Consider the following 13499-nt stretch of genomic DNA (forward strand, 5'->3'; position numbering starts at 1 on the left):
TTGAGAGGCTAGGACTTTTGTCCCAGCCTCCTTTGCTTAAAATCTTAATTTTTCCCAATCATCGTCAGTCCGTTTGCGATAATAGAACTCAGACAAGTCCGGGTCTTCCATCACTTCCAGCAGAGGAAGCATGTCGTAGGACAAGTCCAACTTTTCTAATTGGTCCTTCTCAACCCAAGAAACTTCTCCTTCATCAGACGACCTGAGCTGGCCTGTAAATTCTGTCGCTTTGTAGCAAAAGACGATGTAGCGGCCGCCCTCATCCTGTGGCCAGTCTTTGACTGCGACCAGTTTTGGATTTTTAATTGTAAGTCCTGTCTCTTCGTAGATTTCACGAATGACGGATTCTACAAGGCTTTCTCCTTCTTCGATATGGCCTCCAGGAAAGGCATAGCCAGACCAGTGAGTCTTTTCAGGTGAGCGGTATTGGAGGACTACTTTCCCATTTTCAAGATCTTCGACCATGCAAAGATTGCACAGTATAGTAGGCGTTGTACGTGACATATATTTCCTTTCTATGATGTAATACATCAATCAAAATAAACTTTTTTCTTTACTTCTTTCTTCATCACAAAGGGATTTACCAGCTCATAGTATTCATCAAAAATATCCAAAAGAAAGCCTCTCTCAAAGATAATGGTCTCCTCTTTTAACGAATATTCCGAGTGAATCGTTACCGGACCATGGCCATCAAAGGTAAAGAATAACTCAATGAAAAATACTAGAATCACCATAGCAAAGAGACTCAAAAGAAAACTAACAAGATTCTTCCAATTTGGAGCATATTTTTGATAGAAGCGATACCAGCTGTGACTAAAAGCCGTCACAGCCCCAAGATACAACCAAGCATTCCAAAGAAGTGGCGTAAATGCGTAGCCAAACAATCCTAAAAGAAAATTAGCTAGCATGAAAGTCAGTAAAAGAATATAAATAATTTGAAATACTTTTATGAGTTTAATCATTCCTGCTTTCTCTTCTTTTTCCTCAATTTTATTATAAACAAGATCAAGGCCGCTAGAATAAAGAAGATCGCATAGGTCACGATAGGAAACCAGATGTATTTCAGATTCAAGGTGTAAAGTGCTGGAATATAATCTCCCATACGTCGTCCTTTGATCCCAAACCCAATATGCACAACAGAGGTAATTGCATTCACGTACAAAAAGACGGTTGCGAAAAATTCAATGGAAGCTCGGTCTTCTTTCTGCACTCGAAAGACATTAAAATACAATCCATTCAGCAATAAATATAGATTCATAAATAAGGGAAATAGATAATTAAAATCACGGTAAGTCCTTGGGATTAGATCATTGTCAAAAAGAAAGACACCTAGGGTCGCTCCCATTGCCAAAAACATGATAAAATCCAAAAGCATACCAATACCTGAATGCTTTTCAAGCCACAGGTTTAAGCGATCTAACCAGCTTCTTTTACTCTTTATTTTATTTTGATGGTTGACCTTCTTTACAGTATTTTTCTTCTGCTTCATTAACCTTATTTCCTAACGTTAAGGATTTACTCAGAGTTTCTTCACTTCTGCTGCTACCTTTTGGAGATGCTGTTCCCGCATGCTAGCGGTATTCACATCCCGGCCGACTTCTCCCAAAATGCTGACACGCTTGGTTTTAATCCCACAGTGGTTCAAGACGGCATTTTTCAAAACAGAGATGCCATAACTATCTGGAATGTTGAGAGGGCCTGAAAAGATCTTATACCACCAAGTGGGGGCCATGGAGGTCGCATAAATACTGGCCGTTTTGCCTTTAAGCAACTTCTTGAATTGCTTGCCTCTGAGGTAATTCCAGATAAAACTTCCCTGATCATTGGCCGAGTAAGCAATCCCCGGTGTAAAGACCCGGTCGATCCAGCCTTTCATAAGGCTCGGCATACTACTCCACCAGATGGGATAAACAAAGATCAGGTGATCTGCCCACTGGATTAATTCTTGGGAACGAAGAATAAAAGGATCTTCCTCCATCCGCTTTCGATAGCCATAGCGAAGAACCGGATCAAAGTCCTCTTCATTAAGGTTAATGACTTCAAGTTCATGGCGACCTGAGTCAATATTTTCGACAATGGTTTGGAAAATAGCCTGACAGTAACTTTCCTTATCGGGATGCCCATTGATGACTAAAATTTTCATTCGTCTTCTCCTTCATCTCTTTGGTTCATTCTATCTCTTTTATATTTTTACTTGATTAATTGATAATGGTTCAAAGATTGATAGATACGTCCTTTAGGAATTTTTATTTGAAGAACACATCATCCGCAATTCCTTAACAGGTTTTCCAAGTTTAAGTATTTGTTCTTGGCCATCAAAAGTAAAACCCATTTTTTGATAGAAAGCAATGGCTCGCTTATTATCTTTCAATACCCATAAATAAATTTCAGAGAATGGATCAAGAGCAACAAATGCAGCATGCATTAACTGTTTACTCACACCTTTTCCATAGTAATCTTTTAAAACATATAAGGCAATGATTTCACCAGCTTGAATGGTCTCATCACGGTAATTTCCATAGCTGATAAATCCAACGACCTTCTTTCCATCCATCGCAATCAAGGTATTTTCTGGATATTTTTGACTAAAGAATCGACATTTTTCTAATGTCATCGTCTCCTGAAAATCCGCGGGTAAAAGATCGTCATAAGCCTCTCTCCACGTTTGCCAATGAACGAGAGATTTTCCTTCTATCTCTTCAGGAGTTTCCATTGCTTTAATGATAATCTTCATTCGCTTTATCCTTTCTAATCCAAGGCCTTCACTTCCAACATCATATCGCGGATTTGCGCTGCAAGCTCGAAATCAAGCACTTCGACGGCTTCTTGCATTTGACCTTGCAGTTTCTTGACCAGTTCCTTGCGCTCTTGGCGGTTGAGACTGGTGATATCCACTTCCTTGTCTTCTTCCTTGGACACCGCCTTAGTAACAGAAATAAGATCTCGGATTTCCTTCTTAATGGTTTGTGGCACAATGCCATGCTCTTCATTATAGGCCATCTGAATCTGACGACGACGAGCTGTTTCATCAATAGCTTTTTGCATCGACTGGGTCATGGTGTCCGCATACATAATCACATGTCCCTCACTATTACGGGCTGCACGCCCGATGGTCTGGATAAGCCCACGCTCATTACGGAGGAAGCCTTCCTTATCCGCATCAAGAATGGCAACTAGGCTGACTTCTGGTACGTCTATCCCTTCCCGAAGGAGGTTGATACCGACCAAGACATCAAAAACGCCCAAACGCAAATCACGAATAATCTCCGTCCGCTCCAAGGTCTTAATGTCCGAGTGCATGTATTTGACTTTAACACCCATTTCCTTGAAGTAGTCGGTCAAGTCTTCTGCCATCTTCTTGGTCAGGGTAGTGACAAAGGTCCGCTCTCCACGTTCTACACGCGCATTGATCTCACCCAAGAGATCGTCCATTTGTCCCATGGTAGGGCGTACTTCCACTTCTGGATCCAGAAGACCAGTCGGACGAATAATCTGCTCGATGACGGTGTCCGTTTGTTCCATCTCATAGTCACCTGGTGTCGCTGACACATAGACAATCTGGTGGACATGGCTTTCAAACTCTTCACGACGCAGTGGCCGGTTGTCCAAGGCAGATGGCAAACGGAAACCATAGTTGACCAACATCTCCTTGCGCGAGCGGTCTCCATTGTACATACCCTTGATCTGTCCCATGGTCATGTGACTTTCATCGATCATGATGAGGAAATCTTCTGGGAAGAAGTCAAGGAGGGTGTAAGGAGGCTCTCCTTCACTTCGGCCATCCATGTGACGGGAGTAGTTCTCCACCCCATTGGTGTAGCCCATTTCCCGCAACATTTCAATATCGTACTCTGTCCGTTGCTTCAGGCGTTGGGCTTCTAAGAGCTTACCTTCTTTTTCAAAGACTTTTAACTGCTCTTCTAGTTCCGCCTGAATCTTGGCAATGGCCACTTCCATATGGTCGTCATTGGTCACGAAGTGAGTGGCTGGGAAAATGGCTAAGTGGTCCACATCTCCTAGAACTTGGCCCGTCAAAGCTTCAACCTCACGAATCCGCTCAATCTCATCCCCGAAAAACTCGACTCGAAAGGCATGCTCATCACGCGAAGCTGGGAAAATCTCGACCACATCCCCACGAACACGGAATTTTCCCCGTTGAAAGTCGATGTCATTGCGCTCAAACTGGATATCCACTAGGTCATTAAGCAGTTTATCACGAGAAATCTCCAGACCTGGGCGCAGGCTGACCACGCTGTCCGAGTATTCTTTGGGAGAACCCAAACCATAGATACAAGAGACAGAAGCGACAACGATCACATCGTTACGCTCTAACAATGCTGATGTTGCTGAGTGACGAAGCTTGTCAATCTCATCATTGACCGAACTATCTTTTTCGATATAGGTATCGCTAGAGGGCACATAAGCTTCTGGCTGGTAGTAATCGTAGTAAGATACGAAGTACTCAACCGCATTCTCAGGGAAAAATTCCTTGAACTCTCCATAGAGCTGGCCTGCTAGGGTTTTATTGTGGGCAATGACCAAGGTCGGCTTATTGACCTGAGCGATGACCTGGCTCATGGTGTAGGTCTTCCCCGTACCAGTCGCCCCCATCAGGATCTGAGCCTTTTCTCCTCCCTCGATGTTATCCACCAGTTGCTCAATAGCCTGCGGTTGATCCCCAGACGGTTGGTATTTGGATACTAGTTTAAATTTGTTATCTGTTACTCGATTAATCATCTCTTTGTCCTCACATATATAGACCTTATTTTACCATAAATCACTAGAATTCTCTGAGATGAGGAATGAAAGGGAAAACAACATATTACAAAATAATTAATTGGACACAAATTAGAGCGAAAACTAAACAAGACTCTCGCAATTACTTCGAAAGTCTTGTCTTTTATTCTAAAACAATGCAATACGTAATAAACATCAGTGTCCATGATATACAAAATTAGCAAGGTTTGCTCATCAGTATTGTTTTTACGTGATCAATTTACTACTTAACTTCTTGATTCCTTACCAAGAGGTAGAGAGTTGCTCCAAATGAGCATACAAGTCCAATAACGTAAGTACAGAGTTGCAAATTGGAAGCACTACCTAAAATGGTATCCGCAACAATATTATAAAATAGATAACTAGTCAATGGTTCCACTACTCTTTCTATGAATGGTTGTACCAAAATAGGAAATAGCAGCAAAATAGCTAAACTCCCCATTGGACTTTTGAAAAAATAACTTAAGAAGTAAGAAATTAAAAAATATTGGATGGAGCCAATCAAATAGAAACTGAAAAGTTCTAAACTGACACCATTTTCGCTACTAAAAAAATGAAACCATACAAGCAGTACAATGAAATATAAGGTTGATTGGATTAGTACATCACATAACTCTACGAACAGGATCCTAATTGAACTTAAGATCCTTTTTCCGCTTACCAAATAAACCAGTTTTGTTTCGTGAGCTTGTAACTCAACAAATGCATTAACACACCCAATACTAACAGAGAGCATTGATGCAAAAACAAGAGCTTGCTTTATAGATAATTGTACAACAGTATCATTGATTGAAACTGGTAAAACACCTAAGAGACACACAAAACCTATAAAAAGTGACTGTATAGCTATCTGGTACTTTACGGGTTTTAAACTATATTTTTTGACAATAAGACTAAAAAATATTCTTGCCATTCTTCCTCCTCATTCGAATCATTTCTACAAGCATTATGAATACCAAGAACAAGATCCCTTCAACTACTAAAAGTGTAAATCCATACAATTGGCTCGTTTGAGTCCCTTCAATTCGGCCAAAAGCAAATGACTTTGCTCCAATCAAAGGCAAGAGATTTTCTATTTTAGAGGAAATTCCTCTTAAAATACCTGATAAAGTGATTACCAATAACAAAACGTCTGCAATTAATGAAGTCATTGATTTTTTCGTTACTATTACTAAGAGTAAAGCTAATAGAGTAAGAACGATTGCAAATATCATAACTCTTACCGTAACATCTAAGAACAAAGTCAATTCTAAATAATTCTTTAAAGTTGAATCCAGAAAAACGAGTAAAACAACAGCATTTACTATAGAAAATACTAAAGTAGAAAGTATCGATAAGACAACCGAACTTGCAATAAAACCAGTAAGACGAACTTTCCAGTTAGGAATCAATAACTGAGTAAAACTATCATCACCAAATTGGTAATGGGTTGAATAAACAAGTGAAACCAAGATTGGTAAGAAAATAACACTTGCTTGGTAGGGGGAAGATAAAAGAGCATCCCTGACTGTATAGACTGGATTCGATGATAGCATAGATGGATCAAGGTTAACAGCCTGTCCATTTCCTTCTACTAAAGCATTTATCACCTGGATATTTTGAATTGAAAAAAATATGCTGACTCCCAAAATAAGAAAAAAAGTGAATTTAAAAGTAGGTAAACTACAATATTTATAGAGGTCACTAAAAAAGGAACGCTTCAACATATTATTCACCTTCTTTCCCTTCGAGTGCCTTAAAATATGCCTCCTCAAAAGATCCAAACTGTTTCAAAATGTCTTTGGTAGGAGCATCAATAACAATCTTCCCATTAGAAATCCCAACCAAATGATCTACAGTTAATTCTAACTCACTCATATAATGACTTGTCATTAATACAGTCTTACCTTCATTGACAAAAGACTGCAAAAAATTGCGTACCCAGCGTATTCCTTCTGGATCTAGTCCATTGATTGGTTCATCTAAAATTAAGATGTCAGGATTTGCTAATAAGGCTGTTGCTAAACCAAGACGTTGCTTCATTCCTAATGAATAGTCTTTTACTTTTTTATTTTTAGCTTCACTTAACCCCACCAACTCTAAACATTCGTTGCACCTATTTTTGTCAACGCCACAAGCCAAGCCAATCCACCGAAGATGCTGAAATCCTGTTCTAGTTGGATAAGGTTGACAACTATCTAGGAATGATCCAACAATACAAAAAGGATTATCTCCCAATTGAGAGTATTTTTTTCCATCGATCAACGCCATTCCCATTTGACTATTTTCTAAACCAAGTAAAATTCTAATTAAAGTTGATTTTCCAGATCCATTCGGTCCAATCAATCCGGTAATCTCACCTTTTTTGGCTTTGAAAGACACGTTTTGAAGGACAATTTTATTATTATATTCCTTATGTAGCTTTTGAATTGTTATCATTCATTCTTTTTCCTTTCTGACTTTTAGTGAAATTCCACCTTCACTTGGAGCAAGTATAACAGGAGAAAATCAGGAAATTCTCAGAATAATTATTTTTTTCATTTTCAACAAATTGCATTCTAGATTTGCTATAATATGCTCATATAATTGGAGGAACTATGAAGTATAAAATTTTAGCCATTGACGATGATGAAAAAATCTTACGATTAATAGCGAATACATTAAAAGCGAACAACTTTCACGTGGAAACTCGTAAAAATATAGAGGAGATCAATATCTGTGACTTTACTGGATTCGATCTAATTTTACTTGACGTCATGATGCCTATTTCTGGTTTAGAAATCTGTCGTTCCATTCGTTCACAAATTACTACTCCAATTCTATTTCTAACCGCTAAAGATTTTGAAGAAGATTTACTAAAAGGAATACAAGCCGGAGCCGATGATTACATCACAAAACCATTCAGCATAAAGGAATTGATTGCAAGAATTCAAATGCATCTTCGTAGGGAAGAAAGATCTCACAACGCCTCTAAAGAAGAGATGGAGTCAAATATAACTTTTTATCGAGATAGTCAAGAAGTTTATTATCAATCAAAGAGAATTTCATTGACCAAGAGAGAGTTTGATTTACTTTATCTTTTAGCAAAAAATAAGAACCGAATATTTAGCATAGAAGAACTTTACAATTACCTCTATCCTGTAGACTCTGATGCACAACTACGATCCATTACTGAATACATCTATCAAATCAGACAAAAATTTAAGATTCATCAAATTGATCCCATCAAAACAGTATGGGGAGGAGGATACAAATGGAAAGAGAATTGACAATCAAACAGCTCATTAAGCGTACCTATCTTAAAATCATGTGGCAATTTCTTCTATGTCTGATACTTTTTTACATAGTTCCAGCTCTTCTATCTTCTGTATCTGGAATTAATGAGAAAAATGCCAATCGCTTTGCTTTATTTTTTAGCGTTAGTTCTTGGATTTATCTTTGCATCATTTTAATTTTTATCATTGTAATGAATATTAGACAATTATTAACCAAGATTCAAAAAGAAATGAACATGGTTTATCATAGTGGTCTATATTTCACTAAAAATGAACATCACCATTTGCAGATTAAAGAATTCATTGAAACAAATGATCTGATCGAAAAAATGCAATCTGATATAAAAAATAGAATTCAAAATGAAAAAGATCAAAAAAAAGAACTCATGTTTCAAGTATCTAGTGCTGCACATGATCTTCGTAGCCCTCTAACTGTTATCAGAGGAAATGCTGAATTCTTACAATCCACCGAGCAAACACCTCAAACAATGGAATGTCTTAAAGACCTTGAGCAAGCAAGTATTCAGTTAAACGATTATTTTAACCACTTTATCCAATACTCCAAAACCTTTTACGACCAGGATATTCAACTTGAAAACATATCAATTAAACAAGTAGCTCACCAATTGAAGGAACATATCACTCCTTTACTCCCCAGAAATACACATTTTGTTTTTTCAAATACAGTAACTCCATCGACACAAATTGCCATTCATTCCAATCTATTTTTTCGAGCAATCACCAATATTATTAATAATGCAATACAGCATCAAAAAGAAAATGATGCAAAGATCCAGCTAACAATGTCACAAGAAAATAATCGATTAGTTCTAACCATATGGAATAATCAATCTACTTTTTCAAAAAATGTATTACACCATGCTGGAAATCTTTTCTATAAAGAGGACCAAGCAAGAACACCCTCTCAAGAAAGTCACTTTGGACTTGGTTTATCTTTCGTGAAACGCGTCATGAAACTTCATAATGGAACTATGCATTTAGAAAATATTGATAATGGTGCACAAGTGAAACTAATCATTCCCATTATTATATAGAAAAAGCCGAACTCATCAATATGTGTTCGACTCAGAAGGCAGACAAACGTCATTTTTGGTGTTTGTCTTTTTCATATATGACTTTCAGACATTACACAGAGGTTAGTCATCAAACTTTTCTTTCCTCTCCCCTAAGCGATAGACAATCACTAGGGATACAAGAAGAACCAGAGTGGTGATGATTGATCCTTCTGCTCCAAATGCCCCTCCGGTCAACCAGTCAGGTCCATCTCCCATGGTAAAACTAAAGATAGACGCATCTGCGCCTGTGCCACTGACTTGAAAACCAAGGAGATTTCCTTGTACATAGTTCCAAGTTCCGTGTTGGGCGACCACTAGCCAGATACTATCCGTATAGATAAAAAGCAGACCAGCCAGCACTCCATCGAGGATGATATTCAGAACGGATAAGAAGGTCACTCCTGCATTTCCCATATGCAGAATGCCAAAGAGACTACTAGAAATCGCGATCGCTAAAGGCAGATTAGTTCTTGCAGCAATCCGAGTCAGAAGCCAACCTCGCGTCGCTACTTCTTCCGTCCCCCCTTGGAGGAGCCAAAATGGAAATAATCCTAGGATAAAAAGCAAGGGCTCTAAACTGAGCTCATTTAACACAAAAGACCCGATGCCACTGACTTGGTAGACAAGCGCGATCACTCCCATTTGAACAAGTGAAATCATGATCCCCCAGACTAGATACTTGAGCCAATTTCTTTTTACAAAGCCTAAGCTTGATAAAGCATTCTTCTCTATGACCTTCACCCAAAAAATAAAGAGAAATAGTATGATTACAAAACTGAAAAGCTCATAATAGAGAAGATAATGGTAGAAAAATTCTTGAATACTTGCTATCCCATTTCCTGGCAAAAAGAACTCCACTAGAAAACCTATCACTAAGGAAAATGGCCCCACAAGTTCACTACCAATCCAAAGACCTCCTTCTATAAAGAGAGATGCTAATAATACATAAAATAGTGTAGAAATAAGAACTGGCCATGAGGTGTTAGTTTTTATATCCTGAATCATCTTTCCTTTCTTCATGATCAACCTCCATTTATCTGATAGGTCCATTGTAGCAAAGAAAATCTAGAGCCGCAATATCGTTTCATGTTAGAAAACCTAACATGAAAACTCGATTTTTCTTGCAAAGCAAAGTCTTTTATGATATAATAGCTTTTGTAGAAAAACATAAGACCATTCATACTCGTTTTGGTATGAATGATTTGTTTTTTTAAGGCCATCCTTTGGTCAATGTGCTCATGGGTCAAATCCCCTAAGAGAAAGAATTAGAAGGAGACAGAAATGAAGAAAAAATTACTAGCATGTTTGCTTTTCTTATTTCCAATCGTTGCATTCGCTGGTCATGCTCATGCTGAAACGATCAAGGTCGTTTTCGACACAGCATATGCACCGTTTGAATTTAAGGATTCAGATCAAACCTATAAAGGAATTGACGTAGAGATCTTGGACAAGGTCGCTGAAATCAATGGCTGGGATTTGGACAAATCCTTCCCTGGATTTGATGCAGCGGTCAACGCAGTTCAAGCTGGTCAAGCGGATGCCATCATGGCCGGAATGACCAAAACAACCGAGCGTGAAAAAGTCTTCACCATGTCTGATACTTACTATGATACAAAAGTTGTCATTGCGACTACGAAAGCTGACAAAATCACGAAGTACAGCCAATTAAAAGGGAAGACAGTCGGTGTTAAAAACGGAACTGCAGCCCAACGCTTCCTCGATAAAAACAAGGACAAGTACGGCTACAAGATCAAGACTTTTGATACTGGTGATCTCATGTATAACAGTTTATCAGCTGGTGCAGTGGATGCAGTCATGGATGACCAACCTGTTATTCAATACGCCATCCAAAAGGGTCAGGACCTAGCTATCAATATGGACGGGGAGGCAGTCGGTGGCTTTGCCTTTGGTGTTAAAAAAGGTGGAAATCATGAAAAGTTGATCACTGAATTTAACAAGGCTCTCGCTCAAATGAAAGCTGATGGAACACTTGATGAGATCATCAAGAAATGGACAGGTGAAAGCCAATCATCAAGTAACAGTGCCGTTCCAGAAACCACTACTCCTGCCGGTCAAAAAGCAACTCCTAAAAAATCAAAATATGTAATTTCAAGTGACTCATCTTTTGCACCATTTGTCTTCCAAAATGGAAAAAACAAATACACAGGGATCGATATGGACTTGATCAAGGCTATTGCCAAAGACCAAGGATTTACCATCGAGATTAATAATCCTGGATTTGACGCAGCGGTAAGTGATGTCCAATCCGGCCATGCGCAAGGAATGATCGCAGGGATGACCGTAACAGATGCTCGGAAAGAAACATTTGATTTTTCTGAACCATACTACACGGCCAATTCTATTCTAGCCGTTCAAGAAAGCAGCAAGATTGATTCATATGATGACCTAAAAGGAAAGACAGTCGGTGTTAAAAACGGTACTTCCTCACAAAATTTCCTTGAAAAGAACCAAAAGAAATATGGTTACAAGATCAAAACCTTCTCTGACGGAGCTTCTATGTACGATAGTTTGAATTCTGGTTCTGTCGCAGCGATCATGGATGACGAACCTGTTATCAAATACGCTATTAAACAAGGACGTAAATTCAAAACACCTATCGAAGGAACTCCAAGTGGTCAACTAGCATTTGCTGTTAAAAAGGGTGAAAATCCTGAATTGATCGAAATGTTCAATAACGGTCTTGCAAACTTGAAGAAAAGCGGCCAATACCAAAAGATCCTCGATAAATACCTTAAAGCAGATAGCAAATCAAGTACTTCAAGTACAACAGCAGATGAAACAACGATCTGGGGCTTGCTTCAAAACAACTACAAACAATTGTTAAGTGGTTTGGGTGTGACTCTTGCCCTTGCGCTTCTCTCTTTCGCCATTGCTATGGTGATCGGTGTTATCTTTGGGATGTTTAGTGTTAGCCCTTATAAATGGCTCCGCTGGACAGCAGAAATCTTCGTCGATGTCATTCGTGGAATCCCACTCATGATCCTCGCTGCCTTCATCTTCTGGGGAATTCCAAACTTGATTGAATCGGTCACAGGTCATCAATCCCCAATCAACGACTTTGTTGCAGGTACCATCGCCCTCTCCCTCAATGCTGCTGCCTATATTGCAGAAATTGTTCGTGGGGGGATCCAAGCTGTACCGATTGGACAGATGGAAGCCAGCCGAAGCCTTGGAATCTCTTATGGCAAGACCATGCGCAAGATCATCTTGCCACAAGCAACCAAGCTCATGCTTCCAAACTTTGTTAACCAATTTGTCATTGCGCTAAAAGATACGACGATCGTATCTGCGATCGGATTGGTGGAACTCTTCCAGACTGGTAAGATCATCATCGCCCGAAACTACCAAAGTTTCAAGATGTATGCGATCCTTGCCGTCTTCTACCTCGTGATTATCACCTTGCTAACACGATTTGCAAAAAAATTAGAAAAGAGGGCTAACTAATGGCTAAATTAAAAATTGATGTCCATGACCTCCATAAATACTACGGTGAAAATGAGGTCCTAAAAGGAATTTCAGCAAAATTCTATGAAGGGGATGTGGTTTGTATTATTGGACCATCCGGTTCAGGTAAATCGACCTTCCTTCGTAGTCTCAATCTCCTCGAAGAAGTGACAAAAGGTCAAATTACAGTTAATGGATATGATCTAACCGATTCGAAAACCAATGTTGATTTGGTCCGTGAAAATATCGGGATGGTTTTCCAACACTTCAACCTCTTCCCTCACATGAGCGTCCTTGAAAACATTATGTTTGCACCAGTAGAGCACAAACTGATGACTCGCGAGGAAGCTCAAAAAGTCGGGATGGAATTGTTGGAAAAAGTTGGACTCGCAGATAAAGCTGATGCCAATCCAAACAGCCTTTCTGGTGGTCAAAAACAACGTGTGGCTATCGCACGTGGACTTGCCATGAATCCAGATATTATGCTCTTTGACGAACCTACTTCTGCCCTTGACCCTGAGATGGTCGGAGATGTATTGAACGTTATGAAAGAGTTGGCAGAGCAAGGCATGACCATGATCATCGTTACTCATGAAATGGGATTTGCCCGCCAAGTAGCCAACCGCGTCATCTTCACCGCAGACGGTGAATTCCTCGAAGATGGCAAACCAGACCAAATCTTCGACAACCCACAACACCCACGTTTAAAAGAATTCTTGGATAAGGTTCTAAACGTTTAAAAAAATAGTGGTTTTTGAAACATCTAGCAATTTTGCTAGATGTTTTTTAGACCTAAAAAAGCATTTTCAAACCTGAAAATGCTTAGAATGTGGACTAACTATTTTAAAATAAAATAAGTAAAGCGTTTCTAAAAAGGAACAACAATGATTTTCAATTTTTAAAATGAATCAAGAAAATATTGAAACTT

At 39.0% G+C, this 13499-nt stretch carries 14 protein-coding genes; 4 read left to right on the forward strand and 10 right to left on the reverse strand.

The annotated features are described in order from the left end of the window. Positions 1–36: 36 nt before the first annotated feature. The 9 genes from HMPREF2893_RS07725 to HMPREF2893_RS07765 all read right to left on the reverse strand — a co-directional run bounded on the left by HMPREF2893_RS07725 (position 37) and on the right by HMPREF2893_RS07765 (position 7194). On the reverse strand, positions 37–504 hold the full coding sequence (locus tag HMPREF2893_RS07725) for an 8-oxo-dGTP diphosphatase (RefSeq protein ID WP_186822249.1): 468 nt from the start codon (positions 502–504) through the stop codon (positions 37–39). A gap of 26 nt (positions 505–530) precedes the next feature. Next, positions 531–962 (reverse strand): hypothetical protein, encoded by a 432-nt coding sequence (locus HMPREF2893_RS07730; protein WP_070675537.1) that lies wholly within the window; start codon positions 960–962, stop codon positions 531–533. After that, on the reverse strand, positions 959–1489 hold the full coding sequence (locus HMPREF2893_RS07735; protein WP_070675539.1) for a hypothetical protein: 531 nt from the start codon (positions 1487–1489) through the stop codon (positions 959–961). Before HMPREF2893_RS07735 ends, HMPREF2893_RS07730 begins: the two co-directional genes overlap by 4 nt. Before the next feature lie 30 nt (positions 1490–1519). Continuing rightward, entirely contained in the window at positions 1520–2143 is a 624-nt protein-coding gene (locus tag HMPREF2893_RS07740; protein WP_070675542.1) for an NAD(P)H-dependent oxidoreductase, read from the reverse strand. A gap of 93 nt (positions 2144–2236) precedes the next feature. Beyond that, positions 2237–2734, reverse strand: a complete 498-nt coding sequence (locus HMPREF2893_RS07745; RefSeq protein ID WP_070675545.1) for a GNAT family N-acetyltransferase — start codon at positions 2732–2734, stop codon at positions 2237–2239. Between the two features lie 14 nt (positions 2735–2748). Beyond that, the gene (gene uvrB / locus HMPREF2893_RS07750) at positions 2749–4737 is read right to left on the reverse strand and encodes an excinuclease ABC subunit UvrB (RefSeq protein WP_070675548.1); all 1989 of its coding nucleotides are present in this window, start codon (positions 4735–4737) and stop codon (positions 2749–2751) included. Positions 4738–4999: 262 nt separating this feature from the next. After that, positions 5000–5689, reverse strand: a complete 690-nt coding sequence (locus tag HMPREF2893_RS07755) for a hypothetical protein (protein WP_023918263.1) — start codon at positions 5687–5689, stop codon at positions 5000–5002. Next, entirely contained in the window at positions 5670–6482 is an 813-nt protein-coding gene (locus HMPREF2893_RS07760; RefSeq protein ID WP_023918265.1) for a hypothetical protein, read from the reverse strand. The genes HMPREF2893_RS07755 and HMPREF2893_RS07760 overlap by 20 nt, the downstream gene beginning before the upstream one ends. A gap of 1 nt (position 6483) precedes the next feature. Beyond that, entirely contained in the window at positions 6484–7194 is a 711-nt protein-coding gene (locus HMPREF2893_RS07765; protein WP_023918267.1) for an ABC transporter ATP-binding protein, read from the reverse strand. A gap of 158 nt (positions 7195–7352) precedes the next feature. Here HMPREF2893_RS07765 and HMPREF2893_RS07770 point away from each other — a divergent pair, with 158 nt between their 5' ends. Both HMPREF2893_RS07770 and HMPREF2893_RS07775 read left to right on the forward strand, forming a co-directional pair. Beyond that, on the forward strand, positions 7353–8024 hold the full coding sequence (locus HMPREF2893_RS07770) for a response regulator transcription factor (protein ID WP_070675551.1): 672 nt from the start codon (positions 7353–7355) through the stop codon (positions 8022–8024). Beyond that, entirely contained in the window at positions 8009–9085 is a 1077-nt protein-coding gene (locus tag HMPREF2893_RS07775) for a sensor histidine kinase (RefSeq protein WP_070675554.1), read from the forward strand. The genes HMPREF2893_RS07770 and HMPREF2893_RS07775 overlap by 16 nt, the downstream gene beginning before the upstream one ends. A gap of 102 nt (positions 9086–9187) precedes the next feature. Here HMPREF2893_RS07775 and HMPREF2893_RS07780 read toward each other — a convergent pair whose 3' ends face one another. Beyond that, positions 9188–10126, reverse strand: a complete 939-nt coding sequence (locus tag HMPREF2893_RS07780) for a CPBP family intramembrane glutamic endopeptidase (protein WP_070675557.1) — start codon at positions 10124–10126, stop codon at positions 9188–9190. A 261-nt stretch (positions 10127–10387) separates the two neighbouring features. On the opposite strand from HMPREF2893_RS07780, the gene HMPREF2893_RS07790 reads away from it, so the two are divergent. Together HMPREF2893_RS07790 and HMPREF2893_RS07795 are read left to right on the forward strand one after the other, a co-directional pair. Beyond that, positions 10388–12571 (forward strand): amino acid ABC transporter substrate-binding protein/permease, encoded by a 2184-nt coding sequence (locus HMPREF2893_RS07790; RefSeq protein WP_070675560.1) that lies wholly within the window; start codon positions 10388–10390, stop codon positions 12569–12571. Beyond that, positions 12571–13311, forward strand: a complete 741-nt coding sequence (locus HMPREF2893_RS07795) for an amino acid ABC transporter ATP-binding protein (protein WP_070675563.1) — start codon at positions 12571–12573, stop codon at positions 13309–13311. Before HMPREF2893_RS07790 ends, HMPREF2893_RS07795 begins: the two co-directional genes overlap by 1 nt. Positions 13312–13499: the final 188 nt, after the last annotated feature.

It is taken from the genome of Streptococcus sp. HMSC072C09 (assembly GCF_001813105.1).
In the GTDB taxonomy this organism is placed as follows: domain Bacteria; phylum Bacillota; class Bacilli; order Lactobacillales; family Streptococcaceae; genus Streptococcus.

Excerpts from the sequence above, each read along its gene's own strand:
- HMPREF2893_RS07780 (WP_070675557.1), bottom strand. The coding sequence starts at position 10,126 with ATGAAGAAAGGAAAGATGATTCAGGATATAAAAACTAACACCTCATGG.
- HMPREF2893_RS07790 (WP_070675560.1), top strand. The coding sequence starts at position 10,388 with ATGAAGAAAAAATTACTAGCATGTTTGCTTTTCTTATTTCCAATCGTT.
- HMPREF2893_RS07735 (WP_070675539.1), bottom strand. The coding sequence starts at position 1,489 with ATGAAGCAGAAGAAAAATACTGTAAAGAAGGTCAACCATCAAAATAAA.
- HMPREF2893_RS07745 (WP_070675545.1), bottom strand. The coding sequence starts at position 2,734 with ATGAAGATTATCATTAAAGCAATGGAAACTCCTGAAGAGATAGAAGGA.
- HMPREF2893_RS07770 (WP_070675551.1), top strand. The coding sequence starts at position 7,353 with ATGAAGTATAAAATTTTAGCCATTGACGATGATGAAAAAATCTTACGA.
- HMPREF2893_RS07740 (WP_070675542.1), bottom strand. The coding sequence starts at position 2,143 with ATGAAAATTTTAGTCATCAATGGGCATCCCGATAAGGAAAGTTACTGT.
- HMPREF2893_RS07775 (WP_070675554.1), top strand. The coding sequence starts at position 8,009 with ATGGAAAGAGAATTGACAATCAAACAGCTCATTAAGCGTACCTATCTT.
- HMPREF2893_RS07725 (WP_186822249.1), bottom strand. The coding sequence starts at position 504 with ATGTCACGTACAACGCCTACTATACTGTGCAATCTTTGCATGGTCGAA.
- HMPREF2893_RS07765 (WP_023918267.1), bottom strand. The coding sequence starts at position 7,194 with ATGATAACAATTCAAAAGCTACATAAGGAATATAATAATAAAATTGTC.
- uvrB (WP_070675548.1), bottom strand. The coding sequence starts at position 4,737 with ATGATTAATCGAGTAACAGATAACAAATTTAAACTAGTATCCAAATAC.
- HMPREF2893_RS07730 (WP_070675537.1), bottom strand. The coding sequence starts at position 962 with ATGATTAAACTCATAAAAGTATTTCAAATTATTTATATTCTTTTACTG.
- HMPREF2893_RS07755 (WP_023918263.1), bottom strand. The coding sequence starts at position 5,689 with ATGGCAAGAATATTTTTTAGTCTTATTGTCAAAAAATATAGTTTAAAA.
- HMPREF2893_RS07795 (WP_070675563.1), top strand. The coding sequence starts at position 12,571 with ATGGCTAAATTAAAAATTGATGTCCATGACCTCCATAAATACTACGGT.
- HMPREF2893_RS07760 (WP_023918265.1), bottom strand. The coding sequence starts at position 6,482 with ATGTTGAAGCGTTCCTTTTTTAGTGACCTCTATAAATATTGTAGTTTA.